The following is a 17,546-nucleotide window of genomic DNA, read 5'->3' as shown; positions in this document are numbered from 1 at the left end:
GTTATTTTATTAGTAAAACCGTTAGTTTAAACCTATGCATAAAATACAAAAACCCGAAAAGGTGAGAGTTGCTTTTCGGGTTCATAACTATTTAAGTAGGAAAAAATCAATCGACATTGTCATGTAAAAAAGAATTATTACTTCTTAATTGTATGTCGTCATTATCATCTAAACCTACACTGGTTCGAGACATATCAGTATCAGATGATGATTTGGTTTGGCTAATATCTAATCCTTGACGTTTGTATGCTGGCACTTTTTCAATATCATCAATTTTTGAAGTATTGAATTTATAATTGAAGTCTTTCATTTTTCGTCTGCGTTCTTCGGCACGTTCTTTTAAAAGTTCTGAAATAGGCGTATTCATTGGGTCTATTTCTTGCTCTTCTTCTGCTTCTACAGCTGGCTCATTAACCACTTTTCTTTCAAAAACCACATCATTATCTACCTCTTCAACAACCTCTTCTTTGGTTTGCTTCTTGGGGTTTACGGCATCAGCTTCGGCATAATCATCTAAAGTATATCTAATATCACCTTCTTCATTTGTTTCGGTAATAGTAATTAGCTCTGTGTAATCATTTACTGTGATATCTTTTATTTCTTCATTTAAATCGTGCGAAATAATATCTTCATCTCTAACAGGTTCTTTTGTTGCTTCAACATTATTGGTTGTTAAAGGCAAATCAAAAGTTAGGGTTATTTGTTGTTCTTCTTCTTCAATGGTTTCGGCTACTACATCAATATTTTTAATATCATTTTCCATTTTTGTTACTGGCTTAATGATAAAATCGTCTTCATCTGCAACGGTTGCCTTCACTTCATCATACACAACATTGATGTTTTTTATAATTTCAGAAGTTGGAATGATATCTAAATTTACATTTTTTTCAACGTTATTTTCTGGTTTTGAAGGCTTTGGTTTTATGTGCGTTTCTTCGGCATCTAAATGCAAAGTGTGACGAACAATTTTTGGTGTTTCTTTCTTTTCTAACTCTATAGATGGCGCTATTATAGCTGGTTCTTTTTCTTCGGTACTTAAATCTTGTTCTTCGGTTGTTAAAGAATGAATAACTCTTTTGGTTTCAGTGTTTGAAATTTCGTCTTGTTGTTCAATATTAAAACCTGTTGCTATAATGGTTACTGCAATTGATTCTTCTAAGGTACTGTCTTCACCAACACCCATAATTATGTTAGCACCATGGCCAGCCTCTGTTTGAATGTGGTCATTAATTTCACCTATTTCATCAATAGTGATTTCATGTGTACCTGATACAATAAGTAGTAATACGTTTTTGGCACCTGTTATTTTGTTATCGTTTAATAACGGTGAATCTAGCGCATTTCTAATGGCATCTTGCGCACGGTTTTGACCAGCAGCTACTGCAGACCCCATAATTGCAGTGCCGCTATTACTTAATACCGTTTTAGCATCGCGTAAATCTATATTTTGTGTGTAATGGTGTGTTATAACTTCGGCAATACCACGAGCAGCAGTTGATAATACCTCATCGGCTTTAGAGAAACCTGCTTTAAAACCAAGATTACCATAAACTTCTCTTAGCTTATTGTTGTTTATTACTATTAAAGAATCTACAACACTTCTAATTTTTTCAATTCCTTTTTGTGATTGCTCAATACGCATTCTTCCTTCAAACTGAAATGGCATGGTAACAATACCTACTGTTAAAATATCTAAATCTTTAGCCATTTTAGCAATTATAGGCGCAGCTCCTGTACCTGTACCACCACCCATACCAGCTGTAATGAATACCATTTTAGTGTTAGAGTCTAGCATTCTAGAAATTTCTTCAAAGCTCTCTACTGCTGCTTGCTCTCCAATATCAGGATTTGCACCGGCACCTAACCCTTCGGTTAAGTTAACGCCTAATTGTATTTTGTTTGGAACACCACTGTTTTGAAGTGCTTGAGCATCGGTATTACAGATGTAAAAATCTACACCTTTTATGCCTTGTTGGAACATGTGGTTTATGGCATTGCTACCACCGCCACCAACACCGATAACTTTGATTACGTTTGATTGGTTTTTGGGTAAATCAAACTTAATGCTTTCGAATTCTTTGTTGCTGCTCATAAATTCTGTTTTTCTGGGGTTTTGTACTTATATTTTAAATTCAATGGTTTTTTTAATGTGCCGCTTTGGCTACTCTGCGTTATCTAGAAAATCTTTAACACGTTCGGTTAATTTATCTAAAAACGACTTACGTTCTTTTTTGGGTTCTTCAACAACTTCATTTACGTTTTCATTTGTAGTTTCAGTTGCTTCTTCAACCTCTGTTTCTGTTGTAATTTCTGTTTCAACTTTTTTACGTTGCTGGCGTTTTAGGCCATCTAACACTAAACCTACAGCTGTTGCAAACAATGGGCTGGTAATATCTTCATCACTATCGCCTGCTAAATGTTCATTAGGATAACCTATTCTGGTATCCATACCTGTAATATATTCTACTAATTGTTTTAAGTGCTTTAATTGGCTACCTCCGCCAGTTAAAACAATACCTGCAATAAGTTTTTTCTTTTGCTCTTCGTGTCCGTAATTTTTTATTTCAACATATACTTGCTCAATAATTTCAACCACACGTGCGTGAATTATTTTAGACAAGTTTTTGAGGGTTATTTCTTTTGGTTCTCTACCACGAAGCCCAGGTATTGATACAATTTCATTGTCTTTGTTTTCACCTGGCCATGCTGAACCAAATTTTATTTTTAATAATTCTGCTTGTTTTTCTATAATTGAACAGCCTTCTTTTATGTCTTCAGTAATTACATTGCCTCCAAACGGAATAACTGCTGTATGACGAATGATGCCATCTCTAAAAATGGCTAAATCTGTTGTACCACCACCTATATCTATTAAGGCTACACCGGCTTCTTTTTCTTCTTGACTTAGTACGGCATTTGCTGATGCTAAAGGCTCTAAAGTTATACCTTCAAGACTTAAACCTGAGCTTTTAACACATCTACCAATATTTCTGATAGATGATACTTGGCCCACAACTACATGAAAATTAGCTTCTAGCCTACCTCCATACATACCTATTGGCTCTTTAATCTCAGCTTGCCCATCAACTTTATATTCTTGTGGTAATACGTGAATAATTTCTTCACCGGGTAACATAACCAACTTATGCACTTGATTTATTAGCCTATCTATATCATCGTCATCAATTACCGTTTCAGAATCTGGTCTGGTAATATAATCACTGTGTTGTAAACTACGTATGTGTTGCCCCGCAATACCAACTGTAACATCGGCAATTTTTATATTTGCAGCTGCTTCTGCCTCTTGAACCGCTTGTTGTATAGACTGTATTGTTTGTGTGATATTATTTACCACACCACGGTGTACGCCTAAACTTTTAGACCTCCCAATGCCTAAAATTTCAAGTTTACCATAATCGTTTTTACGACCAATCATGGCCACAATTTTTGTGGTTCCTATGTCTAATCCTACTGCTAAATTATGTTCCATAGTTTACGTTTTACTCAAAAAAATTGAGATTTTATACTTTAATGCTAAACGCGCACTTAAATGATTATTGTAACCAACCTACCTACTACAAACTACTTGGTTATCAAATTGTAAATTCACTTTTGTATAATCATTTAGCGTGTTTTCTTTTAAACTTTTTTTATAAAACGCTTTTAGATTATTAATTTTTTTATCTAATAATTTCACGTCTCCTAACTGTACTATAAAATTACACTGCCTAAGTTTTAAATTGATTGTTTTATTTAAACCTTGGTGTATTTCTATAACGTGCTTTTTTAAAAACACATCGTTTTTTATTTTTTGAGCTACAGTAAAGAGATTTTTTAAATTATTTTTCTCTACATACCCTGTAACCAACGGCACTCTTGCTGAATAACTTGCAGACAAAGGCATAAACGAACCTTCGTCATCAATGTAATACGATACATTTGTATTTACTCTTGCAATAGGCGTTTTTTGTTCAACTTTAGCGTTAAGTGTGCCATTTACAGCAACATACACCTCTGCAGACTTGACCATTGGATTAGATTTTAGGGCAGTTTCTAACGCATTCAAATCTAAAGTTTCTTTTGACACGTTTTTCACGTCTTGGTAATTTTGTATTAACAATTTACTAACATTGTTAGTGGTAATAAACGGCCTGTTTTCACCCACAAATTCAATGTTAGGCTTAGACACGTTTCGTACTCCATTTTTCTTCAATGAAAACGCATACAGAAACACTGTAAACACTAACAGCACAAACATTTTTATGTAGTTCCAGTTAACTTTCAACGCTTAAACCTTTTTTAATAAGTTTTACTTGCTCTCCAATATCACCTGCACCAATGGTTAAAATTACATGCGCATTACTTTCGTTTATTTTTTGCAACAGCGCCTGTTTACTTACCAATTGCTTATTTTTATTAGTAATTTTACTTAATAACCAACTTGATGTTACACCTTCAATAGGCAACTCTCTGGCCGGATAAATATCTAGCAACAATAGTTCATCAAATTTTGATAGGCTTAAAGCAAAATCATCTATAAAATCTCTTGTTCTACTGTACAAATGCGGTTGAAATACAGCCAATACTTTTTTGTTTGGATACATTTCTCTAACAGCCTGATGCACTGCTTTAATTTCTTCAGGATGATGTGCATAATCATCTATAAAAACTAAATCATCAGTTTTTATATGATACGAAAATCGTCTTTTCACTCCTTTAAAAGACGCCAAAGCTTTGGCGAGCTGCTCATGAGAACAACCATAATCTATAGCCATAGCAAAAGCCACAAGTGCATTAGACAAATTGTGCCTACCCGGAAGATTAAACACTAAATTTTTAATGATAGTTTTTGGTGTTTTCACATCAAAAACATAAGATCCATTTTCTATTTTTATATTTTGAACACTGTAATCTGCGTCATCCTCAATTCCGTAGGTTATACCTTCAAGTGGCAAACCGTTTTTAACAAACAGCTTCCCATTTGGTTTTATACGTTTTGTGAATTGCACGAACGACTCTTGCAATGCTTCAGCTTCACCATAAATATCTAAATGATCAGCATCCATAGAAGTTATACATGCTAAATCTGGAGACAATGTTAAAAACGACCTATCAAATTCATCTGCTTCAACCACCGAAACTTCAGTTCCCTTCAATATTAAATTTGAATTATAGTTTTCTGTAACACCACCCAAAAACGCAGTAACCTCTGCATTACACTCATGCAATAAATGCCCTAAAATACTTGATGTTGTTGTTTTACCATGTGTGCCAGCCACCGCCAAACAAAATGTGTTTTCTGTAATTAAACCTAACACTTGCGAGCGTTTTAATACCTTAAAATTATTGTTAATAAAATAATTAAGTTCTGCATGATTTTTAGGTATTGCCGGCGTATAAACAACCAAAGTGTTTGCTGGGTTTAAAAATGGCTTTGGCACAACCTGTACAGCATCATTAAAATGTACATGAACACCCAAGCTTGATAGAGCTTCGGTTATTTCAGTTGGTGTTTTATCATAACCAGCAACACACTTATTATTAGCTAAAAAATATCTAGCTAAAGCACTCATACCAATACCGCCAATGCCTACAAAATATATGTTATGTACGCTTTTTAAATTCATGCTTTGTTTAATAATTTTTCAACCTCATCTGCAATATCTTTTGTTGCGTTTACCAAGGCTAATTTTTTAATATTTTCAGACAACGTTTGTTGTTTTTCTTTTGATGCTATTAATTGTGAAAATTTATTTTCAAAATCGGCATTTAAATCTTCTTCTTTTATAAGTAAAGCTGCATTTTGATTTACTATAGCCATAGCATTTTTAGTTTGATGATCTTCAGCAACATTTGGCGATGGTATAAAAATTACCGGTTTACCAACAATACACAGCTCTGAAACCGAGCTAGCACCTGCTCTTGAAACTATAACATTGGCCGCTGCATAAGCACTGGCCATGTCATTTAAAAACTGATGCACTTGTACATGCTTTGTATTACCATAAATTTTATATTGCTGATAATACAACTTACCGCATTGCCAAATTATTTGTACGTTTTGAGTATTAAAAAAGTCTAATTTTTTTTCAATTAATTCGTTTATACGTTTTGCCCCTAAACTACCGCCCAAAACCAACAAGGTTGTCATATTTTCTTTTAAACCGAAATGCTTTTTGGCTTCGTTTGTTTTTGATGTAATATTTAACAAACCTTGACGCACCGGATTACCCGTTTTTATAATTTTATCCTTCGGAAAAAAACGCTCTAAACCATCATAAGCCACACATATTTTTGCTGCTTTTTTTGATAAAAACTTATTGGTAATTCCTGGATACGAATTTTGCTCTTGTATTACACTAGGAATACCTTTAGATGCTGCCGCATATAATAACGGACCACTAGCAAAACCACCCGTACCAATAGCCACATCTGGCTTAAATTGTTTTAATATTTTTTTAGATTTTAAAACACTACTAATTAATTTAAAAGGGAACAACAAGTTTTTTACTGTTAACTTGCGTTGTATGCCCGAAATCCATAAACCTTCAATATTATAGCCCGCTTGTGGTACTTTTTCCATTTCCATTCTATCTTTTGCGCCAACAAACAAAAATTCGGCATTTGGATAACGCCTTTTTAACTCGTTAGCAATTGCAATAGCCGGATAAATATGACCGCCAGTACCACCACCTGATAATATGATTTTGTAGTTACTCATTAAATAGTTTCAGATAAAATTTCTAATGGGTTTTCTTCTATATTTTCTTCTTTTTCTTTTATTTCTTCGCGTTTAGCACTAACACTTAAAATTATTCCTAGCGCTAAACAAGTCATCCAGATAGAGGTTCCTCCACTACTAATTAACGGTAGTGTTTGCCCTGTTACTGGAAACAACTCTACAGCCACAGCCATGTTTATTAATGCCTGAAATACTATTGGCAAGCCAACACCCAGCACTAATAATTTACCAAAAACGGTATCTGCTTTTTGGGCAGCTATTACTATTCTAAACAACAACCACATATACAAAACCATAACAAACAAGCCTCCTAACAAACCATATTCTTCTATAATAATGGCGAAAATAAAATCTGATGATGATTGTGGTAAAAAGTTTTTTTGTCTACTTTTTCCTGGACCAACACCATTAATACCTCCAGAGGCTATAGCTATTTTAGCTTTTTCAATTTGATAATCGGCTTCAGTATCTTCAGCATTAGAAAAACTTTCAATTCTGCTCATCCAAGTATCTACCCTGTTTGGCATAGCATCAGGAAATGCTTTTGCAATTAGAATAAACAATGTGAGCATTAGCAAACCACTGCCAATAATTACTGCTAAATATCGTAATGGATATCCGCCCAAAAACACCAATACAATAACCATTAAAAATATAATAGCTGTTGTTGAAAAGTTTGAAGGCAATATTAAAGCCAACACTAAAAATGCGGGTACCCAAAGTGGTAAAATAGACTCTTTGAATGTTATTTTTTTATCTTTTATTTTAGACATGTACCTTGCCACATACACCATTAAAACTACCGACGCTAACGTTGATGTTTGAAATGACATGCCTACTATTGGTATTTGTATCCAACGGCTAGCATTGGCACCATCAATAACCGTTCCTTGCATCATGGTTATAGCCAACAACACTAATACCACAGGAATCATAATTAAGGACAAGCCTTTAAAATACCTATACGGAATTTTATGAACCCCATACATTATTGCAAACCCCAAAAACAAATGCATAAAATGTTTTACAAAAAAAGCAAACGTATTACTACCACCACCTTTATAAGCTAAATTACTAGCAGCACTGTATACAGGCAAAAATGAAACTATAGCCAACAACGCCACAATTGCCCAAATTAAACGATCTCCTTTTATGTTTTTAAATATGCTACTCATTTTGCGGACATTTTCCCCTAAGGAAAAACTCTTAAATTTGTATTTAACATCTTATTGCCTCCCTTTAGGAAGATTAAGATGGTATTGTTATAAGTTACGTACAGCATCTTTAAACTGACGCCCTCTATCTTCATAATTTTCAAACAAATCAAAACTTGCACATGCTGGTGACAGCAATACATTATCTCCAACCTCGGCAATTTTGTAAGCTATTTTTACAGCTTCGCTCATGTATTGTGTTTCAACAATAACATCAACCATGCTACCAAACGTTTTAAGTAGCTTTTCATTATCTACCCCCAAACAAATAATGGCCTTTACTTTTTCATTCACAAAAGGAAACAACTCTTCATAGTTATTACCTTTATCTACACCGCCAACTATCCAAACGGTTGGCGCATCCATACTTTCTAAAGCAAAATATGTTGCATTGACATTGGTAGCTTTAGAATCGTTTATATACTGCACTTTATTTATTTTAAGTACGTTTTCTAAACGATGCTCTACGCCTTGAAAATTCTCTAAACTTTCTCTTATTGTTTGCTTTCTAATTTTTAACAAATGAGCAACTGTTGAAGCTGCCATTGCATTTTTTACGTTATGTTTACCCTCTAATGTTAAACCTGTTGTTGGCATAATAAATTCGCTATTATTTACTGTTATTTTTATATTATTGTTTTCTAAATAGGCTCCATTTTCAATACGTTTTGTTAATGAAAACGGCAATAATGTTGATTTTACAGGGTTGTTTTCTAAGTACTTTACAATAACCTCATCATCAGCATCATATATTAAAAAATCGTTTTCAGTTTGATTTTCTACTATTCTGAATTTTGAAGCAATGTAATTTTCAAACTTATAATCATACCTATCTAAATGATCCGGAGTTATATTGGTTATTACTGCTATGTGCGGCTTAAATTTGATGATATCATCTAATTGAAAACTGCTAATCTCTAAAACATAATTCTGATAGTTTTTTTGCAACACTTGTTTAGCAAAACTATCACCAATATTACCCGCTAAACCTATATTTAATTCTTGTTTTAAAATATGATGCGTTAAACTTGCCGTTGTTGTTTTTCCGTTACTACCTGTAATACCCACAATTGTAGCTTTGGTAAACATAGCCGCAAATTCAATTTCTGAAACCACTGGAATACCTTTGCTATGTATTAATTTTACCAACGGCACTTTGTCTGGTATTCCTGGACTTTTCATCACCACATTTGCATTAAGAATTTTTGCTTCAGTATGCATTTCATCTTCCCATGCAATCTCATTATTTATAAGAACCTCTTTATATTTTTCTTTTATTTTTCCTTTATCAGACATAAACACGCTGTATCCTTTTTCTTTTGCCAGTAAAGCAGTACCAACACCACTTTCGCCACCTCCAAGAACTACAAGCTTTTTCATTTATCTAATCTTCAATGTTACTATTGAAAGAATAGCTAGTAGAATTCCAATAATCCAAAAGCGTGTTGAAATTTTACTTTCGTGATATCCTAGTTTTTGATAGTGGTGATGCAGTGGCGACATTTTGAAAATTCGGCGACCTTCACCATATTTTTTCTTGGTATATTTAAACCAACTAACCTGCATTACTACTGATAAATTTTCAGCTAAAAAGATACCGCACAACACAGGAATTAGCCATTCTTTTCGTACCGCAATTGCTATTACAGCTATAATTCCACCAATAGTTAAACTTCCGGTATCTCCCATAAACACCTGTGCCGGATACGTATTGTACCATAAAAAACCAATAAGCGCACCAACAAATGCTGCTATGTAAATAGTAATTTCTTCAACCCTTGGTATGTACATGATGTGTAAATAATCTGAAAAAATTATATTACCAGACACCCAAGCGAAAATCCCTAATGTGAGCACAATAATTGCTGATGTTCCGGCAGCTAAACCATCAATCCCATCGGTTAAATTAGCGCCATTAGAAACAGCTGTTATTATAAAAATGGCCGCTATTATAAAAATTAACCATGTGTATTTTTCTAAATCTGGGTGAATCCAAGTTATTAAATCTGAATAATCAAATTCATTATGCTTAAAAAACGGAATGGTTGTTTTAGTTGATTTTTCTTCAGCCTTAAAAAATGCAGACTCTTTAGCTGCAGGGTTTTCTTTTCGTATTTGTTGTTGTGTTTCTATTGGTAATTTTTCTTTTATAACCACATCATTATGAAAATAAAGCGTTGCACCCACAATAACACCCAAACCAACTTGACCAATTACTTTAAACCTACCTTTTAGCCCTTCTTTATTATTTTTAAATTTTTTTATGAAATCATCTATAAAACCAATAGCTCCCATCCATAAGGTTGTTATTAGCAATAAAATGATGTAAATGTTTTCTAATTTTGCTAAAAGAATTACCGGTATTAGAGTTGCCAGAATAATAATAATACCACCCATTGTTGGGGTGCCTGCTTTTTCGGCTTGCCCATCTAAACCTAAATCTCGTATAGTTTCACCCATTTGTTTCTTTTGAAGAAAACGGATGATTCTTTTACCATATATAGTTGAAATTAACAACGACAATATCATTGCCAAAGCAGCCCTAAAAGTTATAAACCCAAAAAGCGTAGCTCCTGGAAATTGGAATTGTTGTTCTAAATATTTAAATAAATAATATAACATGCTTTTTTTCTTGCTATTTGCTCACTTAAACTTTGTTTAGCAACCAAATGGCATTTTATTTTTGTAACTGTTTTAAAAATTCTTTTACTGTTTTTAAATCATCAAAATCAAAACGTTCACCTTTAATTTCTTGATATGTTTCATGCCCTTTGCCAGCTATTAATATTATATCATTAGGCGACGCTAATTGACAAGCTGTTTTTATAGCCTGCGCCCTATTTGAAATTGTTAATGATTTTTTGAAATTTTGAGGCTCAACACCCGCTTCAATGTCTTTTAATATTGTTTCAGGGTCTTCACTTCTTGGGTTATCATTAGTAAAAATAACCTTTGTACTAAGTGCAGTTGCAATATGCCCCATTTTTGGGCGCTTAGTTTTATCTCTATCACCACCACAACCAACAACCGTTATAAGCTCTTCGTTTTTTGTACGGATGCTATTAATGGTTTCTAATACATTTTTAAGCGCATCGGGTGTGTGCGCATAATCAACAATTGCAGTTATTTTTTCATCTGAAATTACATACTGAAAACGCCCGCTAACACTCTCTAATTCAGAAACAAGCCTTAAAACTTCAAATTTTTCAAGCCCTAAAAGCTCTGCAGTAGCGTAAATTGCCAAAACATTGTAGGCATTAAAATTACCTATAAGCTTTGTCCAAACCTCATTATCATTAACTTTAAGCAACAAGCCACTTAACTGATTTTCTAAAATTTGAGCTTTATAATCGGCATAACTCTTTAAAGCATACGTATATTTTTTTGCTTTTGTGTTTTGCAGCATTACAGCACCATTTTTATCATCAGCATTAGTTAAAGCGAATGCTTCTTTTGGCAAGCCATCAAAAAACTGTTTTTTTACATCTCTATATTCTGCAAATGTGTTGTGATAATCTAAATGATCATGCGAGAGGTTTGTGAAAATTCCGCCCGCAAATACCAAACCTTCGGTTCTGCTTTGATGAATACCATGCGAACTCACTTCCATAAAACAAAACTCAACACCTTCATCATTCATTTCCTTTAAATATTTATTAATAGTTAAAGAATCTGGTGTTGTGTGTGTTGCTTTATACACTTTATTATCAACTAATATTTTTACTGTTGAAAGTAGCCCTACTTTATAACCTGCATTTTTAAACAACTGATACAATAAGCTAGCAACTGTTGTTTTACCATTGGTACCTGTTACCCCAACTAGCTTTAAATTTTCTGAAGGCGCACCGTAATAATTTGACGCCAAAATTGCCAATGCTTTATTAGAATTACCTACCTCAACATACGTTATACCATCAACTAAAACTTCTGGCATTAGCTGACAAACAATAGCTTTAGCTCCGTTTTTAATAGCTTTTTCAATAAAATCATGTCCATTTACTGCTGTACCAACAATGGCTACAAACACATCATTTTCACCTACATGTCTAGAGTCAAAACGAATAGCGTTTACCGCAACGTTTGTATTACCTACAACGGCATTTATTGAAACTTTATATAATATGTCTTTTAACACGTTCATGATGCTATTAAAACAATTGTTTGATTATCTTTTAATTTGATATTTTTATTAATGGATTGCTCTTTTATAATACCGCTTCCTTGTAATTTCACTTTTACATTTACATTCATATTTTCTAAAAGCGCAACAGCATCCATTGCAGGTAAACCAACCACGTTTGGCATAATTGTTTTATAGGTTTGCGCTAATTGATAGTAATTTTCAAACTCTTTTTCAACTGAACTTTTTTTAACATCTAGCGTTTCTACTTCATCAACAATTGGCGTATCGGTAAATATTTTTTGTGCAATTCTTTTAAAAACAGGCCCAGAAACATCAGCCCCGTAATACCCAACGCTTTTATCGGGCTCATGTATAACAACTATACAGGAATATTTAGGGTTTTCAGCAGGGAAATACCCAGCGAATGATGATATATAATTAAGCTTTTCTTTATTGATATAATCTTTTTGACATGTACCTGTTTTACCTGCCATTGAAAAGTTTTCAGAATACAAACGATGACCTGTGCCATGTTCTTTTTCAACCACATTTTTTAACAACGCTTGTAATTTACCAACCGTTTCTTTTGAACATATTTCACTGTTAATAACCTCTTCTTTAAAGGGTTCAATAACCCTATCAAACTCTCTAACCTCTCTTAAAAACCTAGGCTTTACCATTACACCATTATTAGCAACCGCATTATAAAAAGTGAGGGTTTGCAATGGCGTAAATGACACGCCGTAACCGTAAGCCATCCACTGCAAAGCAATACCACTCCAACGGCCATTTTTTACACGCGGATCTGGAATAATAGGCTTTGGCTCACCAATTATTGGCAGGTTTAAATCTGAATTCAAATTCATATCATATAACCTATCAACAAATTTTTCAGGTTGTTTTCTGTAAGCTTTATCTATTGCCTTAACAATTCCGGTGTTTGAAGACACTTCAAAAGCGCGAGAAATTGAAATTTTTCCGTAACCACCCCATTTAGAATCTCTCACCTTTTTTCCGTAATAAGTAATAACACCTTTTTCTGTATCAACTACATCACTTGTATCTACCAACTTATCTTCAAAAGCAGCTGCTAAAGCCATTAATTTAAAGGTAGAACCAGACTCGTGACGTTCACCAACCGCATAATTTAAGCGCTCATAGTAATGTCCGTTTTTATTTCTACCTAAATTTGAAATAGCCCTAATTTCACCCGTTTTTGTTTCCATTACTACCACACAACCGTGGTCTGCCTTATATTTTTCTAACTGCTCTAACAATGCATGATGCGCAATATCCTGTATATTTACATCAATAGTTGTGTATACATCATAACCATCTTTAGGTTCAATTTCATTAGCATCACGTAAAGGCTTCCATTGCCCTTTACCTATACGTTGTTTTTTTCGTTGCCCATCAACCCCACGTAAATATTTAACACCAAAAGCACCATCAATACCTGGGCGTGTAATGTTACCCTTATCATCAACCCGCTCATAACCTATGGTTCTTTGCGCAATACCACCCATTGGATGCTCGCGTTTTGTTGTTTGTTCAACAATTAATCCGCCTTTAAAAGCACCTAAGCTTAGTAGCGGAAAGTTTCTAATTCTTGTATAATCTGTATACCCAACATTTCTCACTAACAAATAATACCTGTTTTTATTAGCGCGTGCTTTTCTTAATTCTTTTTGGTAAAAAGCCGATGATTTACCTGTGAATTTTGACAGTGAATCTGCTAAAGGTTTCAAATATTTTGTGAAGTTTTTTGCAGATGGGGTTAGCGCATCAATTCTAATATCATATTTAGGAATTGACGTTGCCAACAAATTGCCATTTACCGAATACACATTACCCCTGTTTGCAGGAATAACAACATCTTTTACAATACGTTTCTCTGCTAGCGCTTTGTATTTTTCGCCTTGCAGAAACTGTATACTAAATAGTTTAAACACTACTGCAAGCCCGAAGACAAACATACACCCTGCTATAAAGTACAAACGGTTTAATATGTTTTTCTCGTTAATTGCCAATGTTGTTTAATTTTTAGATTTTACTTTTATTTTTTTTGGCGGAATTACTGATGGCGCAATTCCTTTTTCTTTCATTATATTTATTACATGCGACTCCATTTTTAGCCGCATTAATTTTGTACGGCCTTCTAAAAACGTGGACCGGGTTTCTTTTACTTCATTTTTTAACCGTGCTATTTCATACACTTTTTTATCTGCACTGTGCGAACTTGCTATCATAACCAAAGCCAACACTGATATAAAAATGATAAACCTCCAGTTTTTAAAAGAATCATCACTTACTAAAAACGTTCCTTTTAATATGTTATAAATGTTCTTTTTCATTGCTTAACCAACAGCTTACATACAGTTATTAAAACACTTTTATAACTTTTCAGCTATTCGCAATTTTGCACTTCTAGCTCTATTATTAATTTCAATTTCTTCTTTTGATGGCACTATAAGCCCGTTAACTTTTTTAAGCGGTACCTCAAAATTTCCAAACATATCCCTTTCAGGCTCTCCTTCAAACAAACCATTTCTTATAAAACGTTTTACCAGCCTATCTTCTAAAGAATGATAGGATATAAAACTTAGTCTACCACCTTTTACCAACACTTCTGGTGTTTGCAACAAAAACTCTTTTAAAACTTCAATTTCTTGGTTTACTTCAATTCTTATTGCCTGATATATTTGCGCCAACACTTTATTTTCATGCCTAGGCGGTAAAAACTTTTTTAAAACCGCTTTTAACTGTTCACTTGTTACAATTGGCTCATTTTGCCTATGCGCTACAATTAACCTTGCCATTGCTGGCGCCGGCCTTAGCTCACCATATTGCGCAAACACTTGCCTAAGTTGCTCCTCTTCATATTCATTTACCACATGAAATGCAGATAGTGCACTACGCTGATTCATACGCATATCTAAATCTGCCTCAAAGCGTGTTGAAAATCCGCGTTCAGCAACATCAAATTGATGCGAAGACACACCAAAATCTGCCAAAACACCATCAACTTGCTTTACACCATGCAACCTTAAAAAACGCTTTAAGTACCTAAAGTTTTCATTAATTAGCGTAAATCTTGAATCGTCAATTTTATTTCTAAGAGCATCTTCATCTTGATCAAAAGCAAACAACTTCCCGTTTTCATCAAGCCTACTTAAAATTTCTTTACTATGTCCGCCACCACCAAAAGTAACATCAACATACACGCCATTTGGCTTTATGTTTAAACCATCAACGGTTTCTTTTAACAATACTGGATTATGATATTCCATACTCATCATCATCTTGCCCCATTACTTCCTCGGCTAAATCTGCAAAATCTAAGGCCGCATCATCAATGGCTTGTTCATATAAATCTTTATCCCATATTTCAATAATATTTACAGCCGAAGCCACAACAATATCTTTTGAAATGTTTGCAAAAACAGTTAAATCTTTGGGTATTAGCAAACGCCCGTTACCATCAACTTCAACCATTTTTACACCTGCAGTAAACCTTCTAATAAAATCGTTGTTCTTTTTTTTAAACCTGTTTAGCTTGTTCATTTTTTGCATTAGCACTTGCCACTCTGCCATTGGATACAACTCTAAACATTTTTGAAACACCGATCTGCGCAACACAAAACCCTCTGCTAAAACAGCGGACATTTGCTTTTTTAAAGGCGCAGGCATCATTAACCTACCCTTTGCATCTACTTTGCATTCGTATGTTCCTGTTAAAAAATTCAAGCTTGTTTGTTAGGTTCCCTATTCAAAATTCAAAGATATTGAAAAATTTACCACATTTTACCACAATATACCACTTTGTTAATAAATTTTACCACATACACTCCACTTATCAGCAAGCAGTTCCCCAAAACCCCTATAAACCCTAGCAATCAACTATTTACAACACACAAAACTTTAACAACCATATTATTAACAATACTTTAAATAAGTTTTGCTTTACTGAATTAATTATGATAGTTATATTATGAATGAAATAACTATATTTGTTTTTTGTGAAAGACTAACTATTTAATGACGCACAGTTTAAAAAAAGAAGGTAATTACAGCTATATTGAAGTTGGTGAAGGCACTCCTATAATAGTGCTACACGGATTAATGGGCGGATTGAGTAATTTTGATGCTGTAACCAAACATTTTAGCTCTAAAGGCTATAAGGTTATAATTCCAGAATTACCTATTTACACCATGTCTTTACTTAAAACCAATGTTAAAAATTTTGCAAATTACTTACACAGTTTTATAGAGTTTAAAGGATTTAATGAAGTAATTTTATTAGGTAATTCACTTGGTGGCCATATAGGCTTATACCATACTAAATTGTTTCCTAAAAAAGTAAAAGCTTTAATAATTACAGGTAGTTCTGGCTTATACGAAAGTGCCATGGGCGGTGGTTACACAAAGCGTAGTGATTATGAGGTTATAAAAAAGAAAGCCCAAGAGGTTTTTTATGATCCTGAAGTTGCTACAAAAGAAATTGTAGATGAAGTATACGCTACTGTTAACGACAGAAATAAACTTATAAAAACATTAGCAATTGCTAAAAGTGCCATTAGGCACAACATGGCTAAAGATTTGCCTAACATGAAAACTCCAACATGTATTATTTGGGGTAAAAATGACAGTGTTACGCCTCCTGAAGTTGCTGAAGAATTCCATAGCCTTTTACCAGATTCTGATTTATATTGGATTGATAAATGTGGGCATGCCGCTATGATGGAACACCCTGACACATTTAACAGCCTTATGGAAAACTGGTTAAACAAACGTGATTTTTAAAATATAAAAAGCATAGATTAGTTAATGGATATTAAATCTGCCAGCTTTGTAGTAAGCAATTCTGATGTTGAAAAATGCCCCAAAGGGCACTTGCCAGAGTATGCTTTTATAGGCCGAAGCAATGTTGGCAAATCATCATTAATTAACATGCTTACCAACCGAAAAAGTTTAGCAAAAACATCGGGTAAACCAGGAAAAACGCAGTTAATAAACCATTTTTTAATTAATAATAATTGGCATTTGGTAGATTTGCCTGGTTACGGTTATGCACGTGTTTCAAAATCTTCAAAAAAGGTATTTCAAAAGTTTATTACACAATATTTTAGCAACCGCATGCAATTGGTTTGTGCTTTTGTTTTAGTTGATATTAGACACACACCACAAACTATAGATTTAGAATTTATGCAATGGTTGGGTGAAAACGGTATTCCGTTTTGTATCATTTTTACAAAAGCCGATAAACTAAAACCTATGGCTATTGAAAAACATGTAGAAGCCTACCAAAATATTATGTTAGAAACTTGGGTAGAAATGCCTGAATACTTTATTACATCATCAGCAAAAAGTATTGGTAAAGATGATTTGCTAAATTATATTGATTATCTAAACAGCAATTTAGAAAACCGTTAGAAACTTTTCTCAACGCTTACTAAAGCAATATTTT

15 protein-coding genes are annotated in these 17,546 nt (G+C 33.7%); 2 read left to right on the top strand and 13 right to left on the bottom strand.

Features of this window, described 5'->3' with window-relative positions; genetic code table 11:
• Positions 1-106 precede the first annotated feature (106 nt).
• The 13 genes from ftsZ to mraZ all read right to left on the bottom strand — a co-directional run bounded on the left by ftsZ (position 107) and on the right by mraZ (position 15,826).
• On the bottom strand, positions 107-2,092 hold the full coding sequence (gene ftsZ, locus ACYX4H_RS08945) for a cell division protein FtsZ (protein ID WP_476235906.1): 1,986 nt from the start codon (positions 2,090-2,092) through the stop codon (positions 107-109).
• Between the two features lie 69 nt (positions 2,093-2,161).
• Entirely contained in the window at positions 2,162-3,490 is a 1,329-nt protein-coding gene (gene ftsA, locus ACYX4H_RS08940) for a cell division protein FtsA (protein ID WP_475294385.1), read from the bottom strand.
• A gap of 78 nt (positions 3,491-3,568) precedes the next feature.
• Positions 3,569-4,189, bottom strand: a complete 621-nt coding sequence (locus tag ACYX4H_RS08935; protein WP_476235903.1) for a cell division protein FtsQ/DivIB — start codon at positions 4,187-4,189, stop codon at positions 3,569-3,571.
• Between the two features lie 85 nt (positions 4,190-4,274).
• The gene (gene murC, locus ACYX4H_RS08930) at positions 4,275-5,627 is read right to left on the bottom strand and encodes a UDP-N-acetylmuramate--L-alanine ligase (protein WP_476235901.1); all 1,353 of its coding nucleotides are present in this window, start codon (positions 5,625-5,627) and stop codon (positions 4,275-4,277) included.
• Positions 5,624-6,721 carry an undecaprenyldiphospho-muramoylpentapeptide beta-N-acetylglucosaminyltransferase gene (gene murG / locus ACYX4H_RS08925; RefSeq protein ID WP_476235899.1) on the bottom strand — a complete coding sequence of 366 codons (1,098 nt, stop codon included), beginning with the start codon at positions 6,719-6,721 and terminating at the stop codon, positions 5,624-5,626. Before murG ends, murC begins: the two co-directional genes overlap by 4 nt.
• Positions 6,721-7,917, bottom strand: coding sequence for an FtsW/RodA/SpoVE family cell cycle protein (locus ACYX4H_RS08920; protein WP_476235897.1), 1,197 nt, complete (start codon positions 7,915-7,917; stop codon positions 6,721-6,723). Before ACYX4H_RS08920 ends, murG begins: the two co-directional genes overlap by 1 nt.
• 87 nt (positions 7,918-8,004) lie before the next feature.
• Positions 8,005-9,336 (bottom strand): UDP-N-acetylmuramoyl-L-alanine--D-glutamate ligase, encoded by a 1,332-nt coding sequence (gene murD, locus ACYX4H_RS08915; RefSeq protein WP_476235895.1) that lies wholly within the window; start codon positions 9,334-9,336, stop codon positions 8,005-8,007.
• Complete coding sequence (mraY, locus tag ACYX4H_RS08910) at positions 9,337-10,578, bottom strand: phospho-N-acetylmuramoyl-pentapeptide-transferase (protein ID WP_476235893.1); 1,242 nt, start codon at positions 10,576-10,578, stop codon at positions 9,337-9,339.
• A gap of 55 nt (positions 10,579-10,633) precedes the next feature.
• The gene (locus tag ACYX4H_RS08905) at positions 10,634-12,097 is read right to left on the bottom strand and encodes a UDP-N-acetylmuramoyl-L-alanyl-D-glutamate--2,6-diaminopimelate ligase (RefSeq protein WP_476235891.1); all 1,464 of its coding nucleotides are present in this window, start codon (positions 12,095-12,097) and stop codon (positions 10,634-10,636) included.
• The gene (locus ACYX4H_RS08900) at positions 12,094-14,055 is read right to left on the bottom strand and encodes a penicillin-binding protein (RefSeq protein WP_476238651.1); all 1,962 of its coding nucleotides are present in this window, start codon (positions 14,053-14,055) and stop codon (positions 12,094-12,096) included. The genes ACYX4H_RS08905 and ACYX4H_RS08900 overlap by 4 nt, the downstream gene beginning before the upstream one ends.
• A gap of 60 nt (positions 14,056-14,115) precedes the next feature.
• Positions 14,116-14,433, bottom strand: a complete 318-nt coding sequence (locus tag ACYX4H_RS08895; protein ID WP_147137259.1) for an FtsL-like putative cell division protein — start codon at positions 14,431-14,433, stop codon at positions 14,116-14,118.
• 39 nt (positions 14,434-14,472) lie between these two features.
• Positions 14,473-15,369 (bottom strand): 16S rRNA (cytosine(1402)-N(4))-methyltransferase RsmH, encoded by an 897-nt coding sequence (rsmH, locus tag ACYX4H_RS08890; protein ID WP_476235890.1) that lies wholly within the window; start codon positions 15,367-15,369, stop codon positions 14,473-14,475.
• Positions 15,356-15,826 (bottom strand): division/cell wall cluster transcriptional repressor MraZ, encoded by a 471-nt coding sequence (gene mraZ / locus ACYX4H_RS08885; RefSeq protein WP_476235889.1) that lies wholly within the window; start codon positions 15,824-15,826, stop codon positions 15,356-15,358. Before mraZ ends, rsmH begins: the two co-directional genes overlap by 14 nt.
• A gap of 291 nt (positions 15,827-16,117) precedes the next feature.
• Between mraZ and ACYX4H_RS08880 the strand changes: the two genes are divergently transcribed.
• Positions 16,118-16,882, top strand: coding sequence for an alpha/beta fold hydrolase (locus ACYX4H_RS08880; RefSeq protein ID WP_476235888.1), 765 nt, complete (start codon positions 16,118-16,120; stop codon positions 16,880-16,882).
• Between the two features lie 24 nt (positions 16,883-16,906).
• Positions 16,907-17,512 carry a ribosome biogenesis GTP-binding protein YihA/YsxC gene (gene yihA, locus ACYX4H_RS08875; RefSeq protein ID WP_476235887.1) on the top strand — a complete coding sequence of 202 codons (606 nt, stop codon included), beginning with the start codon at positions 16,907-16,909 and terminating at the stop codon, positions 17,510-17,512.
• The last annotated feature ends 34 nt before the right edge of the window (positions 17,513-17,546 follow it).

The organism is Seonamhaeicola sp. ABD4_340, assembly GCF_056312135.1.
Note: the sequence above shows the minus strand (reverse complement) of the source record. Positions and strands in the feature narration are given on the sequence as shown.